Source organism: Pseudomonas sp. (assembly GCF_049301935.1).
In the GTDB taxonomy this organism is placed as follows: Bacteria; Pseudomonadota; Gammaproteobacteria; order Pseudomonadales; family Pseudomonadaceae; genus Aquipseudomonas.
Genome location: NZ_JBAQLP010000057.1, coordinates 1 through 21,534 on the forward strand (window position 1 = coordinate 1; position 21,534 = coordinate 21,534).

The 21,534-nt window shown below is 62.1% G+C and carries 18 protein-coding genes and 2 tRNA genes; 10 read left to right on the forward strand and 10 right to left on the reverse strand.

Going from position 1 to position 21,534, the window contains the following annotated elements; genetic code table 11:
* Nucleotides 1–52: 52 nt before the first annotated feature.
* Nucleotides 53–129: transfer RNA gene (locus WA145_RS07885), tRNA-Met, on the reverse strand.
* 120 nt (nt 130–249) lie between these two features.
* A tRNA-Met gene (locus WA145_RS07890) sits at nt 250–326 on the reverse strand.
* Between the two features lie 205 nt (nt 327–531).
* Here WA145_RS07890 and WA145_RS07895 point away from each other — a divergent pair.
* The 7 genes from WA145_RS07895 (at nt 532) to WA145_RS07925 (ending at nt 7,219) form a co-directional block, all read left to right on the forward strand.
* Nucleotides 532–747, forward strand: coding sequence for a hypothetical protein (locus WA145_RS07895; protein WP_422581042.1), 216 nt, complete (start codon nt 532–534; stop codon nt 745–747).
* Between the two features lie 23 nt (nt 748–770).
* The gene (gene dinB, locus WA145_RS07900; protein ID WP_422581043.1) at nt 771–1,832 is read left to right on the forward strand and encodes a DNA polymerase IV; all 1,062 of its coding nucleotides are present in this window, start codon (nt 771–773) and stop codon (nt 1,830–1,832) included.
* 135 nt (nt 1,833–1,967) lie between these two features.
* Nucleotides 1,968–3,407: a PLP-dependent aminotransferase family protein gene (locus tag WA145_RS07905; protein WP_422581044.1), complete on the forward strand. Its 1,440-nt coding sequence runs from the start codon at nt 1,968–1,970 to the stop codon at nt 3,405–3,407.
* A gap of 77 nt (nt 3,408–3,484) precedes the next feature.
* Nucleotides 3,485–5,230: a vWA domain-containing protein gene (locus WA145_RS07910; RefSeq protein ID WP_422581045.1), complete on the forward strand. Its 1,746-nt coding sequence runs from the start codon at nt 3,485–3,487 to the stop codon at nt 5,228–5,230.
* Nucleotides 5,227–5,808, forward strand: a complete 582-nt coding sequence (locus WA145_RS07915; RefSeq protein WP_422581046.1) for an RNA polymerase sigma factor — start codon at nt 5,227–5,229, stop codon at nt 5,806–5,808. Before WA145_RS07910 ends, WA145_RS07915 begins: the two co-directional genes overlap by 4 nt.
* Nucleotides 5,805–6,554: a hypothetical protein gene (locus WA145_RS07920; protein ID WP_422581047.1), complete on the forward strand. Its 750-nt coding sequence runs from the start codon at nt 5,805–5,807 to the stop codon at nt 6,552–6,554. Before WA145_RS07915 ends, WA145_RS07920 begins: the two co-directional genes overlap by 4 nt.
* Nucleotides 6,555–6,715: 161 nt before the next feature.
* Nucleotides 6,716–7,219 (forward strand): hypothetical protein, encoded by a 504-nt coding sequence (locus WA145_RS07925; RefSeq protein ID WP_422581048.1) that lies wholly within the window; start codon nt 6,716–6,718, stop codon nt 7,217–7,219.
* A gap of 34 nt (nt 7,220–7,253) precedes the next feature.
* Here the strand turns inward: WA145_RS07925 and WA145_RS07930 are convergent, their stop codons facing one another.
* The 8 genes from WA145_RS07930 to WA145_RS07965 form a co-directional block, all read right to left on the reverse strand.
* Nucleotides 7,254–9,080 (reverse strand): long-chain-acyl-CoA synthetase, encoded by a 1,827-nt coding sequence (locus WA145_RS07930; RefSeq protein ID WP_422581049.1) that lies wholly within the window; start codon nt 9,078–9,080, stop codon nt 7,254–7,256.
* A gap of 174 nt (nt 9,081–9,254) precedes the next feature.
* Nucleotides 9,255–10,079, reverse strand: a complete 825-nt coding sequence (locus tag WA145_RS07935) for an SDR family oxidoreductase (RefSeq protein WP_422581050.1) — start codon at nt 10,077–10,079, stop codon at nt 9,255–9,257.
* 124 nt (nt 10,080–10,203) lie between these two features.
* A complete protein-coding gene (locus WA145_RS07940) occupies nt 10,204–12,192 on the reverse strand; it encodes an acetyl/propionyl/methylcrotonyl-CoA carboxylase subunit alpha (RefSeq protein ID WP_422581051.1) in 1,989 nt (662 codons plus the stop codon).
* A 66-nt stretch (nt 12,193–12,258) separates the two neighbouring features.
* Complete coding sequence (locus tag WA145_RS07945) at nt 12,259–13,056, reverse strand: enoyl-CoA hydratase/isomerase family protein (protein ID WP_422581052.1); 798 nt, start codon at nt 13,054–13,056, stop codon at nt 12,259–12,261.
* A 187-nt stretch (nt 13,057–13,243) separates the two neighbouring features.
* Nucleotides 13,244–14,401, reverse strand: coding sequence for a citronellyl-CoA dehydrogenase (gene atuD, locus WA145_RS07950; RefSeq protein ID WP_422581053.1), 1,158 nt, complete (start codon nt 14,399–14,401; stop codon nt 13,244–13,246).
* A gap of 121 nt (nt 14,402–14,522) precedes the next feature.
* Complete coding sequence (atuC, locus tag WA145_RS07955; RefSeq protein ID WP_422581054.1) at nt 14,523–16,139, reverse strand: geranyl-CoA carboxylase subunit beta; 1,617 nt, start codon at nt 16,137–16,139, stop codon at nt 14,523–14,525.
* Nucleotides 16,140–16,143: 4 nt separating this feature from the next.
* A complete protein-coding gene (locus tag WA145_RS07960) occupies nt 16,144–17,022 on the reverse strand; it encodes an SDR family oxidoreductase (protein WP_422581055.1) in 879 nt (292 codons plus the stop codon).
* Nucleotides 17,023–17,106: 84 nt separating this feature from the next.
* Complete coding sequence (locus WA145_RS07965) at nt 17,107–18,894, reverse strand: acyclic terpene utilization AtuA family protein (protein WP_422581056.1); 1,788 nt, start codon at nt 18,892–18,894, stop codon at nt 17,107–17,109.
* A 224-nt stretch (nt 18,895–19,118) separates the two neighbouring features.
* Between WA145_RS07965 and WA145_RS07970 the strand changes: the two genes are divergently transcribed.
* From WA145_RS07970 to WA145_RS07980, 3 genes are all read left to right on the forward strand, one after another.
* Complete coding sequence (locus WA145_RS07970) at nt 19,119–19,742, forward strand: TetR/AcrR family transcriptional regulator (protein WP_422581057.1); 624 nt, start codon at nt 19,119–19,121, stop codon at nt 19,740–19,742.
* A 146-nt stretch (nt 19,743–19,888) separates the two neighbouring features.
* Nucleotides 19,889–20,638: a substrate-binding periplasmic protein gene (locus WA145_RS07975; RefSeq protein ID WP_422581135.1), complete on the forward strand. Its 750-nt coding sequence runs from the start codon at nt 19,889–19,891 to the stop codon at nt 20,636–20,638.
* A gap of 70 nt (nt 20,639–20,708) precedes the next feature.
* A complete protein-coding gene (locus tag WA145_RS07980; protein WP_422581058.1) occupies nt 20,709–21,530 on the forward strand; it encodes a substrate-binding periplasmic protein in 822 nt (273 codons plus the stop codon).
* The last annotated feature ends 4 nt before the right edge of the window (nt 21,531–21,534 follow it).

Consider the following 21,534-nt stretch of genomic DNA (forward strand, 5'->3'; position numbering starts at 1 on the left):
TCCCAGGGCAAACAAAAAAGGCCACTCGATTGAGTGGCCTTTTTTGAGTATCTGGTTGCGGGAGCAGGATTTGAACCTACGACCTTCGGGTTATGAGCCCGACGAGCTACCAGACTGCTCCATCCCGCGCCGGCTATTCTATACATCAATGGTCTTTTGTCAATTGATTAGTGGTTTTTAATCAATAACTTAAATAGTGTGCGGAGAAACAAAAAAGGCCACTCGATTGAGTGGCCTTTTTTGAGTATCTGGTTGCGGGAGCCGGATTTGAACCGACGACCTTCGGGTTATGAGCCCGACGAGCTACCAGACTGCTCCATCCCGCGGCGCCAATTCTAGCGTCTAAATGCTGCTTGTCAACCCAAAGGTGGGTAGAAGTTGTTTTTATTCAGATGCTTAGCCGTGCCCTGGTGGGCTTTTCGCTGCACAAGCCTGCGCTAGAGCCTGATTAGCCGGGTAGGTGCGCTTTCGGCGTAGTCCGCTACAGGTCTGTTGGGCTAGAGTCCGTGCCCATTGAATGGGAGGAATGTTATGAGTGTTGCATGCAAAGCCTGTGGTGCCCCGGTGCCAGCCAATGCCAAGGCCTGTCCGGGTTGTGGTGCTGCCGTGTCGGTGAAGTCCAAGCTGGTGCCGTTGGCGGCTTTTATGCTGATCGTCATCCTGATTATCCAGTCGTATATGAGCAAGTCTGAGGATCTGGCGAGTGAGGCCACGCCGGCAGCGCCTGTAAACTCAGCCGAGCAGTAACAGCAGAATTGGTGGGTTTGGCGATGAACAGCCGCAAGATCATCCATGTCGACTGTGATTGCTTCTATGCGGCGATCGAGATGCGTGATGATCCGGATTTGGCCAGTAAGCCCTTGGCGGTGGGTGGGGCTGCTGACCGGCGTGGGGTGATTGCTACCTGTAACTACGAGGCGCGTAGTTATGGCGTGCGTTCAGCCATGGCTTCGGGGCAGGCGCTGAAACTGTGCCCGGAGCTGGTGATCGTCAAGCCACGGATGGATGCCTATAAGGCGGTGTCGCGTGAGATTCAGGCGATCTTTCGTGATTACACCGAGCTAATCGAACCCTTGTCGCTGGATGAGGCCTACCTGGATGTCAGCGATAGCCCGCATTTTGCCGGCAGCGCCACACGCATCGCGCAGGATATTCGTCGGCGGGTCTCGCAGGAGCTGCACATCACCGTTTCGGCGGGCGTGGCACCGAACAAGTTTCTGGCCAAGATCGCCAGTGACTGGAAGAAGCCCAACGGACTGTTTGTGATTACCCCGGATCAGGTTGAGGACTTTGTCGCCGCCTTGCCGGTGAGCAAGTTGCATGGTGTGGGCAAGGTCACGGCCGATAAACTTGCGCGTTTAGGTATTCGTACCTGCAGCGACCTGCGCGAGTGGAACAAGCTGGCGCTGATCAAGGAGTTCGGCGGTTTCGGCGAGCGCTTGTGGGGGCTGGCGCGCGGGATTGATGAACGGGTTGTGCATAACGACAGTCGGCGTCAATCGGTCAGCGTGGAAAACACCTTCGATAAGGATCTGCCAGATCTGGCCGCTTGCCTGGGGCAGCTGCCTGCGCTACTGGAACAGCTGGCAACGCGCATGGCGCGTCTGGATGCGAGTTATCGGCCGGACAAGCCCTTCGTCAAGATCAAGTTCCACGATTTCAGTCAGACCACTCTGGAACAGGCCGGCGCGCGGCATGATCTGCAGAGCTACACGCGCCTGCTGAGCGCCGCCTTTGCCCGCGGCAACAAGGCCGTGCGCCTGCTGGGCGTTGGCGTGCGCCTGCATGACCTGCGCGGCAAACACGAGCAATTGGAGTTGTTTGCGCCCTGACAGCGGGCAAGTATTGATTGAACCGTTACAGTCCTGGCGACTTGGCACTGTATCGCCCACAATTCAGTGATCTGTACCGGTGCAATTCTAAGGGCCCGGTTTACTGTTACGGTTCAGTCAAGCAGGAACGCGGTCATGACCAATCTGTTGCTTTATCAGCGCATTGCCCAGCAATTGGCGGAGGATATCCGCCGCGGCGTTTACCAGCCCGGTGAGCGGGTGCCTTCGGTGCGCAAGATGAGTGCGCAGCTCAGCGTCAGCCACGCCACCGTGTTGCAGGCCTACGCCAACCTGGAAGACCAGGGCCTGATCCGCGCACGTCCGCAGTCTGGCTTCTACGTACACCAGACTCCGGCCCTGACCGCACCGACGCCGGATATCGCCCGGGTCGAGCGTCCCGGCCTGGTAACGCGCAGCAGCATCATCAATCAGGTGCTCACCGAGTCGCGCCGCGAGGGGGTGTTTCCTCTCGGCGCAGCGGTGCCCCATGTGGATTACCTGCCGGTGCGCGCGCTGCATCAGCAACTGGCCAAGGTCACCCGTTTTCACAGTGCGCGGGCCTTCAGTTATATGTTCAGTCCAGGCTTCGAGCCGCTGCGCCGCCAGGTGGCGATTCGTATGCGTGACGCCGGCGTGGTGGTCGACCCGACCGAGGTGGTGATCACCCACGGCTGCGTGGATGCCCTGCAGATGAGTCTGCGCGTGCTGACCAAACCGGGCGATCTGATCGCCGCCGAATCGCCGACCTATTACGGCCTGCTGCAGCTTGCTGATTTGTTGGGCCTGAAAGTTATCGAGATTCCCAGCGACCCGACCACCGGCATCAGCCTGGAAGCCCTGCAGCTGGCGGCCAACCAGTGGCCGATCAAGGCGCTGGTGCTGACCGCGCGGCTGAGCAATCCACTGGGCGGCACCATCCCCGAGGAGCGTCAGCGCCAGCTGCTGCGTTTGGCCGGTGATTACGATATTCAGATCATCGAAGACGATATTTACGGCGAGCTGATGTTCGAGCAGGGCCCGACCAAGGCGCTCAAGTCCCATGACCGTGAAGGGCGGGTGGTGTATTGCTCGAGCTTCTCCAAGACCCTCTCGCCGGGTGTGCGTATCGGCTGGATTGTTGCCGGCAAATATCAGGATGAGATCCAGCGCCTGCAGACCTTTAGCACCCACTCGGCCTGCAGCGTGACGCAGATGGCGGTAGCCGCCTACCTGGAGAACGGCGGCTATGACCGTCACCTGCGCTTTATTCGCCAGGAGTACCGCAAGAACCTCAGCGCCTTTCAGCTGGCGGTGCAGCAGTACTTCCCCGAAGGCACGCAGATGAGCCGGCCCAAGGGCGGCTTTATTCTCTGGGTCAGCCTGCCGGCGCGGGTCAACACCAAGGACCTGCACGTACGCGCCCTGCAGCAGGGCATCAGCATCGCACCGGGACTGATCTTCAGTAATACCGAGCAGTTCAACCACTGCATCCGGCTAAACTGCGGCATCCCGTGGAACCGCGAAGCGGAACGTGCGCTGATGACCCTGGGCATGCTGGCCGGGCAGCTGTGTCAGGAAGGGGTAAGTAATTTCTGACGTGGCTTAACCCGAGTCGGATAAGGGCTGCGTCTACCTAAGCGAATGCATTGTTCGATCGCTCAGGAGATACCCCCATGTCTGCTCACCCCCTATTGCTTACCCGTCCTCTGCTTGCCGGTTTTGCCGCAGGCGTACTGATCAGCCTCGGCGCGTGCAGCGCCGCCAACCCCGAAGCACCGGCCAAGGCAGCCGGCAATGCGCTGCTGGATAAAAGCACCAGCGCCGAGCTGCATAAGCAATTGGCCGCTCCCGCTGAATTGCAGCGCAAGCGTGAGGTGGCGGGCAGGGCGGTGATGCCCAGCGTGGCCTATGCGCCGCTGCCGCTGTCTGTGCAGGCCGATGCCTTGCCGCCTGCTTACTTGGGGAAGAGCCGCGACGAGAATCGCGAGCAGTACCAGAAACTGGCCAATAACCCGGTGCATGCCGTGGCCGAGACTCCGGTGTCGACCTTCAGCATCGATGTGGATACCGGCAGCTACGCCAATGTGCGGCGCTTGCTCAATGGCGGTCAGCTGCCGCCGCAGGAGGCGGTACGTCTGGAGGAGCTGGTCAATTACTTCCCCTACGCCTACCCGCTGCCCACGGGCGCTGCGCCCTTTGGCGTGCACACCGAGCTCGCGGCCACGCCGTGGAACCCCGAGAGCCGCCTGCTGCGTATCGCTATCAAGGCTTCGGATCTGCGCGTAGACGAGCTACCGCCGGCCAATCTGGTGTTTCTGGTGGATGTCTCCGGCTCGATGGATCGCCGCGAAGGGCTGCCCATGGTGCAAAGCACGCTGAAGCTGTTGGTCGAGCAGCTGCGCGCCCAGGATAAGGTGTCGCTGGTGGTGTATGCCGGCTCCTCCAGCGTGGTGCTGGAGCCGACTTCCGGCAGTGAAAAGGCCAGGATTCGTGGGGCTATCGACCAGTTGACGGCGGGCGGTTCAACTGCCGGCGAGTCGGGCATTCAGCTGGCCTACCAGCAGGCGCAGCAGGGCTTTGTCGACGGCGGCATCAACCGCATCCTGCTGGCCACCGATGGCGACTTCAATGTCGGCATCAGTGACTTCGAGACGCTCAAGCAGTTGGCCGCAGGCAAACGCAAGACCGGCGTATCCCTGACCACCTTGGGCTTTGGCACCGATAACTACAACGAACAGTTGATGGAGCAGTTGGCCGACGCTGGTGATGGTAACTACGCCTATATCGACAACCTGCGCGAGGCGCGCAAGGTGCTGGTCGATCAGCTCGGCTCGACCCTGGCGACGGTGGCCCGGGATGTGAAGATCCAGGTCGAGTTCAATCCCGCCGAGGTCGGCGAGTACCGCCTGCTCGGTTACGAGAACCGCGCACTGAAACGCGAGGATTTCAGCAACGACAAGGTCGATGCCGGCGAAGTCGGCGCAGGCCATAGCGTGACCGCGCTCTATGAAGTTGTGCCGGTCGGTGCCAAGGGCTGGCTGGAGCCGCTGCGCTATCAGGCAGCGACGAAAACCGAGGGTAAGACGGGCGAACTGGCCTGGCTGCGCATTCGCTACAAGGCGCCCGGACAGAACGTCAGCAAACTGCTGGAACAGCCGATTCAGGCGGATAAGGGCTTGGCCCTGAGCCAGGCCAGCGAGGATCTGCGTTTCGCCGCGGCTGTGGCGGCTTTTGCCCAGCAGCTGAAAGGCGATACCTACACTGGGCGCTTTAGCCTGGCCGACAGTGCCGAGCTGGCGCGCACGGCCAAGGGCGAGGATCGCTTCGGCCTGCGCGCCGAGTTCGTGCAGCTGGTGGAACTGGCGCAGAGCCTGCAAACTGCGACGACCCGTTCAACTACTGCACGAGTACAGCAGTGAACCGACCCCTCACGGATGACGACGCCGCCTTGTTGCGGCGTTACCGCCAAGGCGATGCGGCGGCCTTCGCGCAGCTGTATCAGCGCCATCGGCTCGGCCTGTTTCGCTTTCTGCTCGGCCTGTGTGGCGATCACGCCCTGGCCGAGGAGGTGTTTCAGGACACCTGGATGAGCCTGATCCGCAGCCAGAGCGAACATCGCGATAGCGTGCTGTTCAAGACCTGGCTGTACCAGATCGGCCGCAACCGGCTGATCGACCATTGGCGCAAGCAGGGTCGGCACCAGGCGGGGCATGCTGAGTACGATGAACAGCAGCATGCCCCGCACGACCCGCAGCCGGGGCCCGAGCAGCAGCTTAGCCTGAGCCGTGATCGGCAGCGTTTGCAGGCCGCCCTGGCGGACTTGCCGGCGCAGCAGCGCGAAGTGTTTCTGCTGCGCGCCCATGGCGACATGGAGCTGGCCGAGATCGCCGAGCTGACCCAGATACCCGCCGAGACGGTGAAAAGCCGTCTGCGCTATGCCCTGCAGAAGTTACGCCGGCTGCTGGCTGACCCGGCCGCCGAGGAGTTGTCCGTATGAACCACGATCAACACAGGCCCGATGAGCAGGAACGGCAGATGCTTGAGCATTTCCGCCAGCACAGCGGCGGCGAGCCCAGTGCGCAGCTGGATGCGCAGATTCTCGCAGCGGCCAGCGCCGCCGTGCGCAGCGCGCCCGCTGCCGAGGCCAAACCGGGCCTGAGCGCGCGCCTGCACAGCTGGCTATTTGGCGCTGGCGGCCGGCAACGTTGGTCGGTGGCGTTGGCCGGGGTTGCCTGTCTGGGGATTGGCGTAAGCCTGACCTGGCGCACCTTCGAGCAGGCACCGGATGCCTTCGATGCCGTGCCTAGCGGCGCGCCCATGGCTCCGGCAGCAGCGAGGATGGCCCCAGAATCCGCACCGATGCCCGCGCCACTGGCGGAATCCGCTGCGCTGGCGGATGAAGCAGAGCGTTCACGGGCGGCGCCGCCTGCACCGCTGATCCAGGGCCATAGCGCCGATACCGCCAAGGCCGAGAAGAAGCTTGCGGCCGGTTCCTCCAATCAGCTGTTGCGTGAAGAGTCGGCGGCCGATGCATTGCATGACGCGGCGCCAGCAGTGTCAGCCTCCGAAAAAGCGGCCGCCAGCCAAGCCGAACAGCAGCTGCGCAGCGAGTTGCAACGCTTGCTCAAATTGCGCCGTGATGGCTGGGCGGATGAAGCCGATGCCTTGCTGTTGCAGTTGATGCGCGAGCATCCGGAGTTGGATATCGACGCGCAGTTGCAGCAACTGCAGGCGCCCGAATAAGGCTGGGTAGGTCAGTCGCTGGCGGCCATCGGCACCGGTGGCTGTTGGCTGATCCTCAGGCTAGAGCGCCGCGTGGTTAGTTGCCGTACCGATTGCGTGCTTGCCAGAGTGCGGGGCAGGGGCCAGCATAGCGGCTTGTGTCACTGCCTTTGTACCTGCCCATGATGCCTATTCGACGCCTCGCGCTGCTGCTGACCCTGTTGTCAGTGGCGGCCTGCGAGCAAAGCAGCAACCCTCCTGCGAAAGTCAAAGCTGAAGCCGTCAAGGCGCAACCGGCACCAGCAGCGGTTACCAGCAAAGCAGTCAAGGTCGAGCCGGAGCCAGTTGCAAACAAGCCAGTGAAGCTCAGCGCGCCTGAGCCCAAGCCCGCGGCAGTCGCTCAAGCCAAGCCGAAGCCTGTTGTGGTTGCGCGCAAGCCCGAGCCCGAGCCCGCCGAGCCGAAAGCGCCGCTGGATCTGAGCCTGCACCCCGATGTGTTCGAACCACTGCCGCCGTTGGCACCGCTCAGCGACCTGTCGATCCCGTTATTGCCGCCCATGTTTGGCGACAAGGACAAGACTGAGGAGCCCTTTCAACTCAATGGCAAGCTGATCACCAATGAGCGTAGCGATGACTACTGGGAGTCGGTGGAAGGTGCGCAGCTGCAGTTCGAGTTCAAGCGCTAACAGGCGGTTTTGATAGACCGCCTGCTGCCGGCAATCAGAAGCGGTAGGCCTGCTCGCCGATGGCAGCGAACAGGCTGTGATCCAGTGGGGTAAAGCACTGCTCACCTGGCAGGCGCACCCACAGCGGCTCTTGCACGGCTGCGGGGTTGTAGGCGGCCTGCTTGAGGTCGGTCTTCTTGTATTTAAAGGTGCCGGTGGTTTCCACCTCGCCGAGCAGACGGATAAACAGCGGTGCGGCGTACACCGGCAGCTCATTATCCAGGTGTGCGGCGAGAGCACCGCTATCCAGTTGTTGGCCTTCACTCAGGCGCAGCGCGGCCATGCCGCAGCGGCCATTGGTGCCGGGAATTTCCACGCCATAGACCACCGCATCCTCGACACCGGGGAAGGCCCCCAGGACGTTTTCCACTTCGGTGGTGGAGACGTTCTCGCCTTTCCAGCGAAAGGTATCGCCCAGGCGGTCGACAAACTGCGCATGCTTGCAGCCGATATCGCGCATCAGGTCGCCGGTGTTGAACCAGGCGTCGCCCTGCTTGAACACGTTGCGCAGGATCGCCGCCTCGCTCTTGGCCGGGTCGGTGTAGCCGTCGAATGGCCATTTGGCGCTGATCTCGCTGATCAGCAACCCCGGCTCGCCCTTGTCGGCCTTCTGTAGAAAGCCCTTGGCGGTACGGATGGCGCAGTCGTTCTCCAGGTCGTAGCGCACGATGGCGTAGGTGGCGGGGGAGAAACCCACGGTGTTGTCGAAATTGAATACGTTGGTAAAGCCGATATTGCCTTCGCTGGAGGCATAGAACTCGGTGATCTGCTCGACCCCGAAGCGCGCCTTGAACTCGGCCCAGATTGAGGGCCGCAGGCCGTTACCGATCATGCAGCGCAGGCTGTTGTTTTTCTCTGCCGCAGTTTCGGGCTGGTTAAGCAGGTAGCGGCACAGTTCGCCGATATAGCCGAAGCAGGTGGCCTGATAACGCTGCACATCCGGCCAGAAGGCGCTGGCGGAGAACTTGCGGCGCAGGGCGATGGCCGCGCCACCGGCGATGGCGGCGCTCCAGCACACGGTCACGGCGTTGTTGTGATAGCAGGGCAGGGTCAGGTAGAGCACGTCCTGATTGCTTAGGGTCAGGCCGGAATGGCCGAAGCCGCCGTAAGCCTTGATCCACTTGCCGTGGCTCATGATCGAGGCCTTGGGCAGGCCGGTGGTGCCGGAGGTGTAGATCAGAAAGCAGGGGTCCTTCATCTGCACCTGAGCGCTGTCGGGCGGGTTATCACTGGCCTGGCTGCGCGCCAGTTGCATCAGGTTGGTCCAGCCGTCGGGTGCCTGGCCGGCGTCTGCCAGGCAATCCTGATCGGCCAGCCAATAACGCGGCGTTTGCGGGTTATCGAGCTGCTCGGCGACCTCCGCGAAAGCGCTGAGCAGTTCTTCGCCGATCAGCATAAAACCCGGTTTTACCAGATTCAGGCTATGCGCCAGCACCTTGCCGCGCTGGGTGGTGTTGACCAGCGCACCGACCGCGCCGAGCTTGCTTAGCGCGGCGAGGATGGCCAGTAGTTCCAGACGGTTCTCCAGCATCACCGCCACCACGCTGCCATGGCGCACGCCGCCGGCCTTAAACGCCCAGGCCAGGCGATTGGCCCAGGCATTGAACTGGGCATAGCTAAGGCTGCGCGACTCATCCAGCAGCGCCGGTCGCTCGGGATGCTGCTGCGCCGTGCGCTCCAGCGCCCAGGCCAGCGACAGGTTCTTCTCGCGATTGCGGATGCCAGCGTAATACAGCCCGCGCAACATGCGCGGTACGCGTGGCAGGTGCTGGGGCAGGCGGGCAAGGAAACGCAGCGGGGAAATCAGATCGGTCTGGCTCATGGCTCTCGCGCTTAGGGTTGTTATGCGGGGGCGAAATAAGACTCTAGACGTGGCTTGAACGGGCCGCTATGGCCTTGGTGCACATGGCGGTGGGCAGATCGGCGAATGGACCGGTAGCAGAAGAAGGTTGGCGCTGCGCTCAACGCCAACCTGGGTTGAGCGGTTATGCCGCGGTTATTCGACAAACAGGTCCGGGATCAGCGTGCCGCCTGCCGGGTCGAAGCGGTAATGCTCGAACTCGCTGACACCCTGCTCGCGCAGAATCTCCTCGTCGATCAGCAAGCGCCCGCTAAGGCTGCGGCCCTGGCTCGACAGAATGGCGTGGGCGGCGTCGGCCATAATGGCCGGGGTGCGAGCGCGTTTGAAGGCGTCGCGGCTGCCCAGTTCGAACTCGATGGCGGCGGTGGCGATCATGGTTTTCGGCCATAGTGAGTTGACGCTGATACCGTACTTCTCGAACTCCTCGCTCATGCCCAGGGTAAGCATGCTCATGCCGTACTTGGTGACGGTGTAGGGGCCGTGCTGGGCAAACCATTTGCTGTGCATATTCAGCGGCGGCGACAGGTTGAGGATATGGCCATTGCTGCTCTGCTTAAGGAACGGCAGGGCCGCCTGGCTGCAGACCATGACCGCGCGGGTGTTGATCTGGAACATCAGGTCGAAGCGCTTGGCTTCGAGTTTCTCCACGCCCACCAGCTTGATTGCCCCGGCGTTATTGATCAGCACATCGATGCCGCCGAAGTGCTCGGCAGCCTGGGCCATGGCGGCTTTGACCGCATTCTCGTCACGCACATCCAGTTGCAGGGCCAAGGCCTTGCCGCCTGCTTCCTCGACCTCGGCGGCCACCGAGTGGATGGTGCCCGGCAGCTTGGCGTGGGGCTCGGCGCTTTTCGCCGCAATCACGATATTGGCCCCCTCACGCGCGGCGCGCAGGGCGATTTCACGGCCGATGCCACGGCTGGCGCCGGTGATAAACAGGGTTTTGCCTTGCAGTGACATAAGCGTGCTCCGTGATTGTTTGTTATTCGCCCGAGTTGCCTTTTGTGGGTTGAGCGCAGCGATACCCACCCTTGTTGCGTGTCGATGGGTATCGCTTTGCTCAACCCATCCTACGTATCTGCCATTAAGCGTCGGTTGCTTCGATCTCGACCAGCAGCTGACGATTTTTCACCTGATCGCCGCGGCTGACCCCAATACGGCGCACTACGCCGTCGATGCTGGCCTTGAGCGGGTGTTCCATCTTCATCGCTTCCAGCACCAGCAGCAGTTGGCCCTTGCTGACCCTGGCGCCTTCCTCCACCAGCACCTCGACAATCGCGCCGTCCATCGGCGCCTTGACGCTGCCCGAGCCTGCGCCGGCGGCGCTGCTGACCGGCAGGTGGGTGATATCGCTCAGCTGCAGATTGCCGTTATGGCCATACAGCCAGAGGTTGTCGCCGGCCAGGTGATAGGCCAGGCGCTGGCGAATGCCATCCAGCTCCAGGCTGGCCCAGCGGCCGTCGCTGGCCAGCAGCGTGAGGCTGAGCTGTTGTTCACCAATCCTGGCCAGCAGGCTGGGTTGCGGACCATCGCCCAGCACTTCAAGCTCTACTGAAAACTGCTGTTCACCCTGCTTAAGCAGAAAGCGCCAGGGCGCGCTGCCGGCATTGCGCCAGCCGCAGAGACCCGGTTGATGCGCGCGGGCGCTGGCCGACTGCTGAAACAGCAGGGCGGCTGCGGCGGCCAGCTCAATGGCTTTGGGCGGCTGCGGGCTAAGGCTCGGATCGCCCGCGAAATGCTCGGCGATAAACGCGGTGGTGGCGTTGCCGGCGGCAAACTCGGGGTGGCTGAGCAGGTTGGCGAGAAAACGCTGGTTGCCGTTGACGCCCAGCAGCACGCAGTCCTCCACCGCGCGTACCAGCTTGCGCCGGGCTTCCTCGCGGGTCGCACCATAGGCGATAACCTTGGCCAGCATGGGGTCGTAGAACGGGGTGATCGCCTGGCCTTCGACCAGGCCGTGGTCGATGCGCACGCCCTCGCGCAGCGCCGGCTCCCAGCGCAGGGCGCTACCGGTTTGCGGCAGGAAATTTTGCGTGGCGTCTTCGGCGTACAGGCGCACTTCCATGGCGTGGCCAGTCAGGCGAATCTCGTTCTGCTTGAGTGGCAGCGGCTGGCCCTCGGCGACGCGAATCTGCCAGGCGACCAGGTCCTGGCCGGTGATCAGCTCGGTGACCGGGTGTTCGACCTGCAGGCGGGTGTTCATTTCCAGAAAGAAGAATTCACCGCTCTGATCGAGCAGAAACTCCACGGTACCGGCGCCGACGTAGTTCACCGACGCCGCCGCTTTCACCGCGGCTTCGCCCATGGCTTGGCGCAGCCCGGGCGTCATCACCGGGCAGGGCGCTTCTTCGACCACCTTCTGGTGACGGCGCTGCACCGAGCAGTCGCGCTCGCCGAGATAAACGATGCTGCCGTGCTGATCGCCGAATACCTGGATCTCCACATGGCGCGGCTGGATTACTGCGCGTTCGAGAATCAGCTCGCCGGAGCCAAAGGCGTTCTGCGCCTCGGAGCGGGCGGTGCGGATCTGCGCCAGCAGCTCGGCAGATTTGTGTACCAGGCGCATGCCGCGGCCGCCGCCACCGGCGCTGGCCTTGATCATCAGCGGGTAGCCGATACGCTCGGCCTCAAAACTCATGGTCTCGTCGTCCTGGGCAGCGCCCTCATAACCGGGAATGCACGGTACGCCGGCTTCAAGCATGGCGATCTTCGACAGGCGCTTGCTGCCCATCAGGTGGATGGCTTCCACGGTCGGGCCGATAAACACGATGCCGGCGGCTTCACAGGCGCAGGCGAACTCGGCATTCTCGGAGAGAAAGCCGTAGCCGGGGTGGATCGCGTCGGCCCCGGTCTTCTGCGCCGCTTTGATGATGTTGTCGATCACCAGGTAGGACTGGTTGACCTGCGCCGGGCCGATACACACGGCCTCATCGGCCTGCTGCACATGGCGTGCATCGCTGTCGGCCTCGGAATACACGGCTACGGTGCGGTAGCCGAGGTCCTGGGCGGTACGCATCACCCGGCAGGCGATTTCCCCGCGGTTGGCGATCAGGATTTTGTTAAAGGCGGGCATCTGGGTGCTCCTGCTGATGATGGGTATCGCTGCGCTCAACCCATCCTACGGTCTGTGTTTGTCTGGTTATTGCGCCCACTTGGGGGCGCGTTTCTGTACAAAGGCCATGGTGCCCTCGACGCCTTCTGCGCCGGTTACCGCTGCGGCAAACTGTTCGGCGGCGCGGTCTAGCAGCGGGCCGAGCGCTTCGCTTTCAGTAGCCAGCAGCAGGGCCTTGGTCTGCGCATTGGCCTGCGGTGCGCAGTGGCGTACCTGGCTCAGTACCTGATGCAGACGAGCATCCAGCGCTTCGCTATTGGCCTCGCTGAAATGCACCAGGCCCAGGCGTTCGGCCTCGCTGCCATTGAAGCGGGCGGCGGTCAGGGCCAGACGCCGGGTCTGGGTCAGGCCGATACGCTTGACCACAAAGGGGGCGATTTGCGCCGGGAGAATCCCCAGGGTGGTTTCCGGTAGGCCGAACTTGGCGTCCTGCTGGCAGATGGCGATATCCGACACGCAGGCCAGGCCAAAGCCGCCACCCAGCACCGCGCCTTCGAGCACGGCAATCAGCACTTGTGGCGTGTGCTGCGCCTCTTCCAGCAGGCTGCCGAAGGCACGGTTAAGGCTGCGGTAGGCATCGCCACCAGCTGCTCTGGCACCGACCATGTCCTTAATATCGCCACCGGCACAAAAGTGCCCAGCGGAGCCGCGCAGTACAATGGCGCGCACGTTTAGGTCATTGCGCAGGCTTTCCAGCACCGCGCGCAATTCGCTGACCATGGCCAGGCTCATGGCATTGCGGTTGTCCGGACGGTTAAGGGTGATATGCAGCACACCGGCGTCGAGGCTTAGCAGCAGGGTTTCGCAGGTTGGTAGAGCGGACATCCGATATTCCTTGTGCGTAGGATGGGTTGAGCAACGCGATACCCATCGAGTCAGCGGCGATGGGTATCGACGCTGCGCGTCTCAACCCATCCTACGGTCGTACGTTTCTTAGCCTTTCTTTATGGCCTGCCATCCCTGGCGGCCACCCTTCGGGCCGTCGCTACGCGACGTTAAAAATAGCTCCAGGCTATTTTTTCTTACCCGGCAGAATGCCCATCAGCTTGCAGATAATGCCCAGCATGATTTCGTCGGCACCGCCACCGATGCTCACCAGGCGCACGTCGCGGTAGGCGCGGGCCACCGGGTTTTCCCACATGTAGCCCATACCGCCCCAGTACTGCAGGCAGCTGTCGGTGACTTCCCGGCCGAGGCGGCCGGCCTTGAGCTTGGCCATCGAGGCCAGGTTGGTGACGTCGCGGCCGCGCACGTATTGCTCGGTGGCCTGGTAGACCAGGGCGCGCAGGCATTCGATTTCGGTCTGCAGCTCGGCCATGCGGAAGTGGATGACCTGGTTGTCGATCAGCGCATTGCCGAAGGTCTTGCGCTCTTTGCAGTAGTCGATGGTGGCGTTGATGCAGTGCTCCAGGCCCTTGATCATGTTGGCCGCACCGAACAGGCGCTCTTCCTGGAACTGCAGCATCTGCATCATAAAACCCGCGCCTTCATGGCCGATGCGGTAGCGCTGCGGCACGCGCACGTTGTCGAAGAACACCTGGGCGGTCTCCGAGCTGCGCATGCCGAGTTTGTCCAGATGCGGGCTGACGCTGATGCCCGGGGTGTTCATCGGCACCATGATCAGCGACTTGTTGACGTGTGGCTTGTCATCCGAGGTATTGGCCAGCAGGCAGATAAAGTCGGCGCTGGGCGAGTTGGTGATCCACATCTTGCTGCCGTTGATCACATAGTCGTCGCCGTCTTTGCGCGCGGTGGTCTTTAGTCCAGCCACATCCGAGCCGGCACCCACTTCGGAGACGCCGATACAGCCGACCATCTCGCCGGCAATCGCCGGCTTAAGGAATTCCTCGCGCAGCTCATCGGAGCCGAAGCGCGCCAGGGCCGGGGTGCACATATCGGTCTGCACGCCGATGGACATGGGGATGCCGCCGCAGATGATGGTGCCGAACTCTTCCGCCGCGACGATCGAGTAGCTGTAGTCCAGGCCCATGCCGCCGAACTTCTCTGGCTTGGAGATGCCCAGCAGGCCGAGGTCGCCGGCCTTCTTGAAAATATCGTGGATCGGGAAGCGGCCATCCTTTTCCCATTGCTCGACGTGCGGGTTGATTTCCTTGTCGACAAAATTACGGACCGTGCGGCGCAGCTCTTCGTGTTCCTGGGTAAAGATCATTGCTTGCTCTCCTCGTTCTAACCCCCTCTCCCTTGAGGGAGAGGGCTGGGGTGAGGGTGGAAGGCCTATCCCCTCACCCTAACCCTCTCTCCCCGTCAATAAAGGCAGGGGGAGAGGGGACTCAAAAGCGGGCTACGCCGAAAGTGGTGGTTTTAAGCGGGCGAACAGCGGCCTCGGCACAGATATCCAGCAGGTAGCCGAGCAGCTTGCGGGTATCGCGCGGGTCGATCAGGCCGTCGTCCCACAGGCTGGCGGTGCCGTACAGCGCGGTGGACTGGCTGTCGAGCTTCTGTGCGGTGACGCTTTCCAGCATATCGAGCATCTTCGGGTCGGCTTCTTTGCCTTCCTTCAGGTGTTTTTCCTCGGTGACGATGCGCAGCACCTTGCCGGCCTGGGCACCGCCCATGACGGCGGTTTTGCTGTTGGGCCAGGCGAAGATAAAGCGCGGGTCCAGACCACGGCCGCACATGGCGTAGTTGCCGGCGCCATAGGAGCCGCCGACCACGATGGTCAGTTTCGGCACCGTGGCGTTGGCCACCGCCTGGATCATCTTCGAGCCGTGCTTGATCACCCCCAGCTGTTCCGACTCGGTGCCGACCATAAAACCGGTGGTGTTGTGGAAGAACAGGATCGGTGTGTTGCTCTGCTCGCACAGCTGGATAAATTGCGCCGCCTTGGCCGCGCCTTGCGGGGTGATCGGGCCGTTGTTGCCGATAAAGCCGCAGGGCTGACCTTCGATCTGCAAGTGGCCGCAGACGGTCTGGTTGTCGAACTCGTTCTTGAAGTCGAGAAAGGCCGAGCCATCCGCGATGCGGGCGATGATCTCGCGTACGTCGTAGGGTTTTTTTGCGTCTGCCGGGACCAGACCAAGCAGTTCTTCGACCGGATACAACGGCTCGCTGTAGACCTTGGCCGGGCGTGCCGGCAGCTGGGCATTCCACGGCAGCATGGCGAGAATCTCACGGGCGATGCGCACGCCGTCGGCGTCATTCTCGGCCAGGTATTCGGCGGTGCCGGCGACCTGGGCGTGCATCTCGGCGCCGCCCAGTTGCTCATCGGTGGCGATTTCGCCGGTGGCGGCTTTCAGCAGCGGCGGGCCGGCGAGGAACATCTTGGCCTTGCCGCGCACCACTACCACATAATCGGACAGCCCTGGCTGGTAAGCCCCGCCGGCGGTGCTGGAGCCGTGCACCACGGTGATCTGCGGCAGGCCCATGGCGGACATGCGCGCCTGGTTGGCAAAGCCGCGCGCGCCTTCCACAAAGATGTCGGCGGCGTAATTGAGGTTGGCACCGCCGCTTTCGGTCAGGGCCACCACCGGCAGTTTGTTTTCGAAGGCGATCTGCTGCAGGCGCAGGGTTTTCTTCAGCCCGGTAGGGGAGATGGTGCCACCCTTGATCGCGCTATTGCTGGCGGTGACCAGGCAACGCACCCCGGCGATATAGCCGATACCGGAAATAATCCCGCCGCCGGCCTGGCTGCCGTCCTTGTCGTCGTGCAGCTTGTAGCCGGCCAGCGATGAAAGTTCGAGAAACGGCGCGCCAGGGTCGAGCAGCAGGTTCAGGCGTTCACGCGGCAGCAGTTGGCCGCGCTTTTCGAATTTGGCCTTGGCATCAAGCGCCTTGTTCAGGCAGTTCTGTTCGATCTGGCGAAAACTGGACACGGCGGCAAGCATGGCCTCGCGGTTGTTGGCGAAGTCCTCGCCATGCACGTCGATCTCGGAGTGGATAACCGGCATCGCATCACTCTCCCTGGTCTTTCAGCACATCGGGCAAATAGGCCCGGTGGAAGCCGTTGTAAGACTGGCTCTGCCCGGCCTTGGCCTTGAACAACGGGAAGGCGCGGCTGCCCTGGCTGGCGGCGCCGTCGATGCGCACCGTGTTGCCGCTGATAAAGGCGGCGCCCGGCGACAGCAGAAAGACGATGGCCGCCGAGACTTCCGATTCTGTGCCGATGCGCTTGAGCGGCACGTGCTCGCGTAGGGTCGGGATCACCGCCTTGAACGCGCCTTCGTAGGTGTCCATGCCGCTGGAGGCGACCCAGCCCGGTGCCACGGCGTTGACCCGCACCCCGGCGTGGCCCCACTCGACGGCGGCGGTCTTGGTGAAATTCTCCATACCGGCGCGCGCCGCCCCGGAGTGGCCCATACCGGGCATGCCGCCCCACATATCGGCGAGCATATTGACGATGCTGCCGCCGGTCTTGCTCATGCTCTGGTTGAACACCTCGCGTGCCACCAGAAAACCGCCCACCAGATTGGTGCGCACCACGGTCTCGAAACCTTTCTGGTTGATCGAGGCGAGCGGTGCGGGGTACTGGCCGCCGGCGTTGTTGATCAGGTGGTGGATCGCCCCGTGCTCGCTGACCACTGCCGCGACCATGGCCCTGACCGATTCCTCGTCGCGGATGTCGCAGACTTGGAAGCTGACGCTGCCGCCATCCTCACGGATTTCGCCGGCAGTCTTTTCCAGCTTGTCGGCCTCGCGCCCGACCAGCACCACGTGGGCGCCCAAGGCCGCCAACTCATGGGCGGTGCAACGGCCGATGCCGCTGCCGCCACCGGTGACCATGATGGTCTGGCCGCTGAACAGGCCGGGTTTAAACACCGAGTCGTATGTCATTGTTGTTATCGTCCTAGTCGTAGGGTGGACAACCGCGAAGCGTTGTCCACCAAGAGCTGGTGGATGGGTGAAGCGTCATCCACCCTACAAAGTCTTGGCCAATGCACTGGGCACTGGCACCGGGAATTCCAGCAGCTGTTGGGCAAAGGCCTTACCTTGCGGGTCGATACGCAGCGAGGCGACGCCGCCGCCCCCCAGGGCGTTCTCCAGCAGAAAATTCAGGCTATGGCTGCCCGGTAAATACCAGCGGCTGACCTTGCCGGTTTGCGGATCGAGTGCGTGCTGCATCCATTCGGCCACGGCACCCTCACTCAGCGCAGCGGCGATCCAGGCCAAGTACTCGGGCTTTCTGGCCATGATGCCGATATTGCTGTGGTTGCCCTTGTCGCCGGAGCGCGCTACCGCCAGCTTGATCAGTGGCACTGCAGTGTCGGCCTGGCCGCTTGGCAGCGGGGCGGCAATATCGGTGGCGATCTGTGTGCTATCCAGCACGGCGATCTGCGGCAGTTCGACCGGGGTACGTTCGCCGTCGATTTCCACCTGCAACTGGCAGGCGCTTTTGGCAGCGAGAAAACTGAAAAGACGGATTACCGGGTAAACCGTAGGGCGACCACCGACGATACCGGTCAGGCCCGGCGCCATACCGGTGGCGGCCTGGGCGATCTCGCGGGAGAACAGCACCAGGGCTTCTTTCTTGGCATGGCGCACGGCGATCTTGATCACGATCTCGCGGGTATCCACCCGCTGGCCGCGCGGGCCGTAGGTGGCCTCGGAACCCAGCAGTTCGATGCTGACTTCCTTGTAGGGTCCCCAGCCGCGCTCTGCGAACATCTCCTCGGTCTTGTTGATAATCGCCTGGCTGACGCGCTGGGCTTTCTTCAACGCATCGAGGCCGGCCATCAGGCAGCTGGCGGTGCAGCGGAAACCATCCGGATGGGTGGCGCTGACTTTGTACTGATCGGTCGGCGGCAGGCCGCGCGCGCCTTTCAGTTCAACGCGGTTTTCGCCGACTTGGCTCAGCTGCACCTGGGTGAAATCGCAGAGCACATCGGGCAGGTAATAGGCCCGTGGGTCGCCGATTTCATAAAGCATCTGCTCGCCGACCGAGAGCACGCTGATCAGTCCGCCAGTGCCTTCCGGCTTGTCGACCACGAAACTGCCATCGGCCTGCACCTCGACGACAGGGAAGCCGATATGTTCGTAGTCCGGCACACGTTCCCAGTCGGTAAAGTTGCCGCCGGTGCACTGCGCGCCGCATTCGATGATATGCCCGGCCAATGCGGCCTGGGCCAACTGGTCGTAGTCGCTCCAGTTCCAAGCGAATTCATGCACCAGGGCGGCGCTGACCACGGCGCTGTCGACCACGCGGCCGGTGATCACGATATCCGCGCCCAGCTTGAGCGCTTCTACGATTCCCGGCGCGCCCAGGTAGGCGTTGACCGAGACGCAGAAGGGCGGCAACGCAGCGCCTGTGAACATCTCCACGGTGCCGGCCTTGGCCAGTTCACCGAGCTTGGCTTGCAGGTTGTCGCCATGCAGCACGGCAATCTTCAGGTTTACCCCGGCCTGTTCGCAGGCAGCAGCCAGCGCGGCGGCGCAGGCACTGGGGTTGACCCCGCCGGCGTTGCTGATTACGCGGATCTTCTTCGCGGCGATAGCGCCCAGCAGCGGCGTCAGCACTTCGACGAAATCGCGGGCGTAGCCTTCATCCGGCTTCTTCATCCGCGCGCCGGCCATGATCGACATGGTCACTTCGGCCAGGTAGTCGAATACCAGGTAATCCAGTTCGCTGCCCTGAACCAGCTGGGCGGCGGCGGTGCTGGTGTCGCCCCAGAAGGCGGATGCACAACCGATGCGTACGGTTTTAGTCATTGGAGTAGGTCCGCAGCACATGAGTAAGGTGACTCGAAGGCTACCAAGCAAGCGCTTGGTTGAAAAGCCCCGGAGCGCATCTTTCTAACCTAAAGTGTGGCCAAGCGCTTGCTTGGGTGGCTGGTGCAGCATAAATTTCACCAATAACGACAAGCACTTGGGTAAACCCGCTGAGAATCAGCGTGCAATTGCCGAGGCATATAGAAAGTTGGAGACGAATTAGCGTGGATGATCAACAAGCGCAGGCGGTGATGCAGCAACTGGTGGCCAGCGGGCAGATCACCGACCCGGACAGCGCGCGTGGCAAGCTGCTGCAAACCGCCGCGCACCTGTTTCGCAGCAAGGGCTACGAGCGCACCACGGTGCGTGACCTGGCCAGCGCCGTGGGCATTCAGTCCGGCAGCATCTTTCATCACTTCAAGAGTAAGGATGAGATCCTGCGTTCGGTGATGGAGGAAACCATTCGCTACAACACCGCGCTGATGCATGCGGCGCTTGCCGAAGCCAGCGGTCTACGCGGCCGCGTGCTGGCGCTGATCCGTTGCGAATTGCAGTCGATCATGGGCGGCACCGGCGAGGCCATGGCGGTGCTGGTGTACGAATGGCGCTCGCTGTCCGAGGAAGGCCAGGCTTTTATCCTCGAACTGCGCGACACCTATGAGCAGCTCTGGCTACAGGTGCTGGGCGAGGCCAGGGAGGCCGGTTACTTCAAGGCCGACCCCTTTATTCTGCGCCGCCTGTTGACCGGAGCGCTAAGCTGGACCACTACTTGGTTCCGCCCTGAAGGGCCGATGACCCTTGATCAACTGGCTGAGGAAGCGCTGTCGCTGGTGATCAAGGACGCTTGAGGAAATTCAGCTACGCTAAGCTGGCACATTGATAGTATTTTGGCGCCAACGGATTGAGAACGTTTCGGGTCACGGAAGATGTCGCTGCGTTTTGTTCTGAGGTTTGCCGCTTGGCCACGCTGTTACGAGGTTCGCTGCTCGGGTTGATGCTTTCTGCGGTATGTCTTGCGCAGGCTGCGGAACAGGTGCGGGTGGGAGCCTATCATTTCCCGCCCTATGTGATTAAACCGGAAAGTGAGCGCCCCAGCGGACTGCTGCCGGAGCTGCTACAGGCGCTCAATCAACTGCAAAGCGACTACCGCTTTACCCTGGTCGCGACCTCGACCATGCGCCGCTACCATGGCCTGCAAAGCGGGCGATTTGACCTGATCCTGTTTGAATCCCCGGCCTGGGGCTGGCAGGGCATAGCGCATGCCGCGCTGGATCTGCATATCGAAGATGCCGAAGTCTATGTCGCACGCCGGCAGCCAGGCCGCGACGAGCGCTATTTTGATCAGCTGCAGGGCAAGCGCATGGCCCTGTACAGCGGTTATCACTACGGCTTTGCCGGGTTCAATGCGAACAAGCAGTTTCTTACCGATACATTCAACGCGGTGCTGACGTATTCCCATGACAGCAACCTGGTCATGCTGCTGCGCGGCCGGGCCGATGTGGCGGTGGTCACCCGCTCCTACCTGCGCGCCTACCAGCAGCGTTACCCAGAACAGAGCAGCGCCTTGCTGGAGTCTCAGCGGGTCGATCAGGTCTACCAGCATCAGGCGTTGTTCCGCCCGGAGTCGGCACTGCAGCCACCAGCCTTTGCCGAGCTGCTTAAACAACTCAACCACAATAAGCAGCTGGATAAACTGCTGGAGCGCTACCACTTGCGCGACGCATCGCTGCTGAGAAGTGACTGAAAATGCTCTGTTCGGTCAACTTTACCTGGGGTAGGCTGCGGTAACCGAGAAATAGGGAAGTTGACGTCAAATGGGCTTTTTCAGGCGTGGAGTAAGCAGGTTTTTCGGCATGGGGCTGGCGTTGTTGCTGGCTGGGCCACTTATGGCTGCGCAGGATGTGCGTGTGGCCGCCGTGTATTTCCCACCTTATGTGTTCAAGGCTGAGCAGACCCAGGCTAGCGGTTTGCTTGATGAGCTGGTAGCGGCGTTGAACCAGGCCCAGACGGACTATCGCTTCGTCATGGTGCCAACCGCGGTAAAGCGCCGCTTTCGTGACTTCGAGCAACAGCGCATCGACCTGGCGATTTTCGAGAACCCCGGTTGGGGCTGGCAGGCTGTTGAACACGTTGCCCTGGATATGCGGCTGGAAGACTCTGAAGTGTTTGTCGCCCGTACTGAGCCGGGCCGTGATCAGGGTTACTTCGACTCACTCAAAGGCAAGCGCCTGGCGCTTTACCACGGTTATCACTATGCCTTCGCCGGTTTCAATGCCGAGCCTAAATACCTGAGCAAGACCTTCAACGCCACCCTGACTCATTCCCACGAAAGCAACCTGCTGATGGTGTTACACCAGCGGGCGGACGTTGCCCTGGTAACACGTTCCTTTATCCATGATTTTCTTGAGCGCAATCGGCAATACGCTGGGCGCTTGCTGATTTCCGAGCGTGTTGACCAGCGTTATCGCCATCATGTGCTGTTGCGTCCGGGTGCGCCGATCACGCCTGAGCAGTTTACGGCGCTGTATGAAACGCTGCGGGATAACGGTCAGTTGGAGAGGATTTTCAGCCGTTATCAGGTCGCCGTCATCCCACGCGTAACGGATAGTTCCATAGCAGCGGGCGCAGCAGATTGACTGC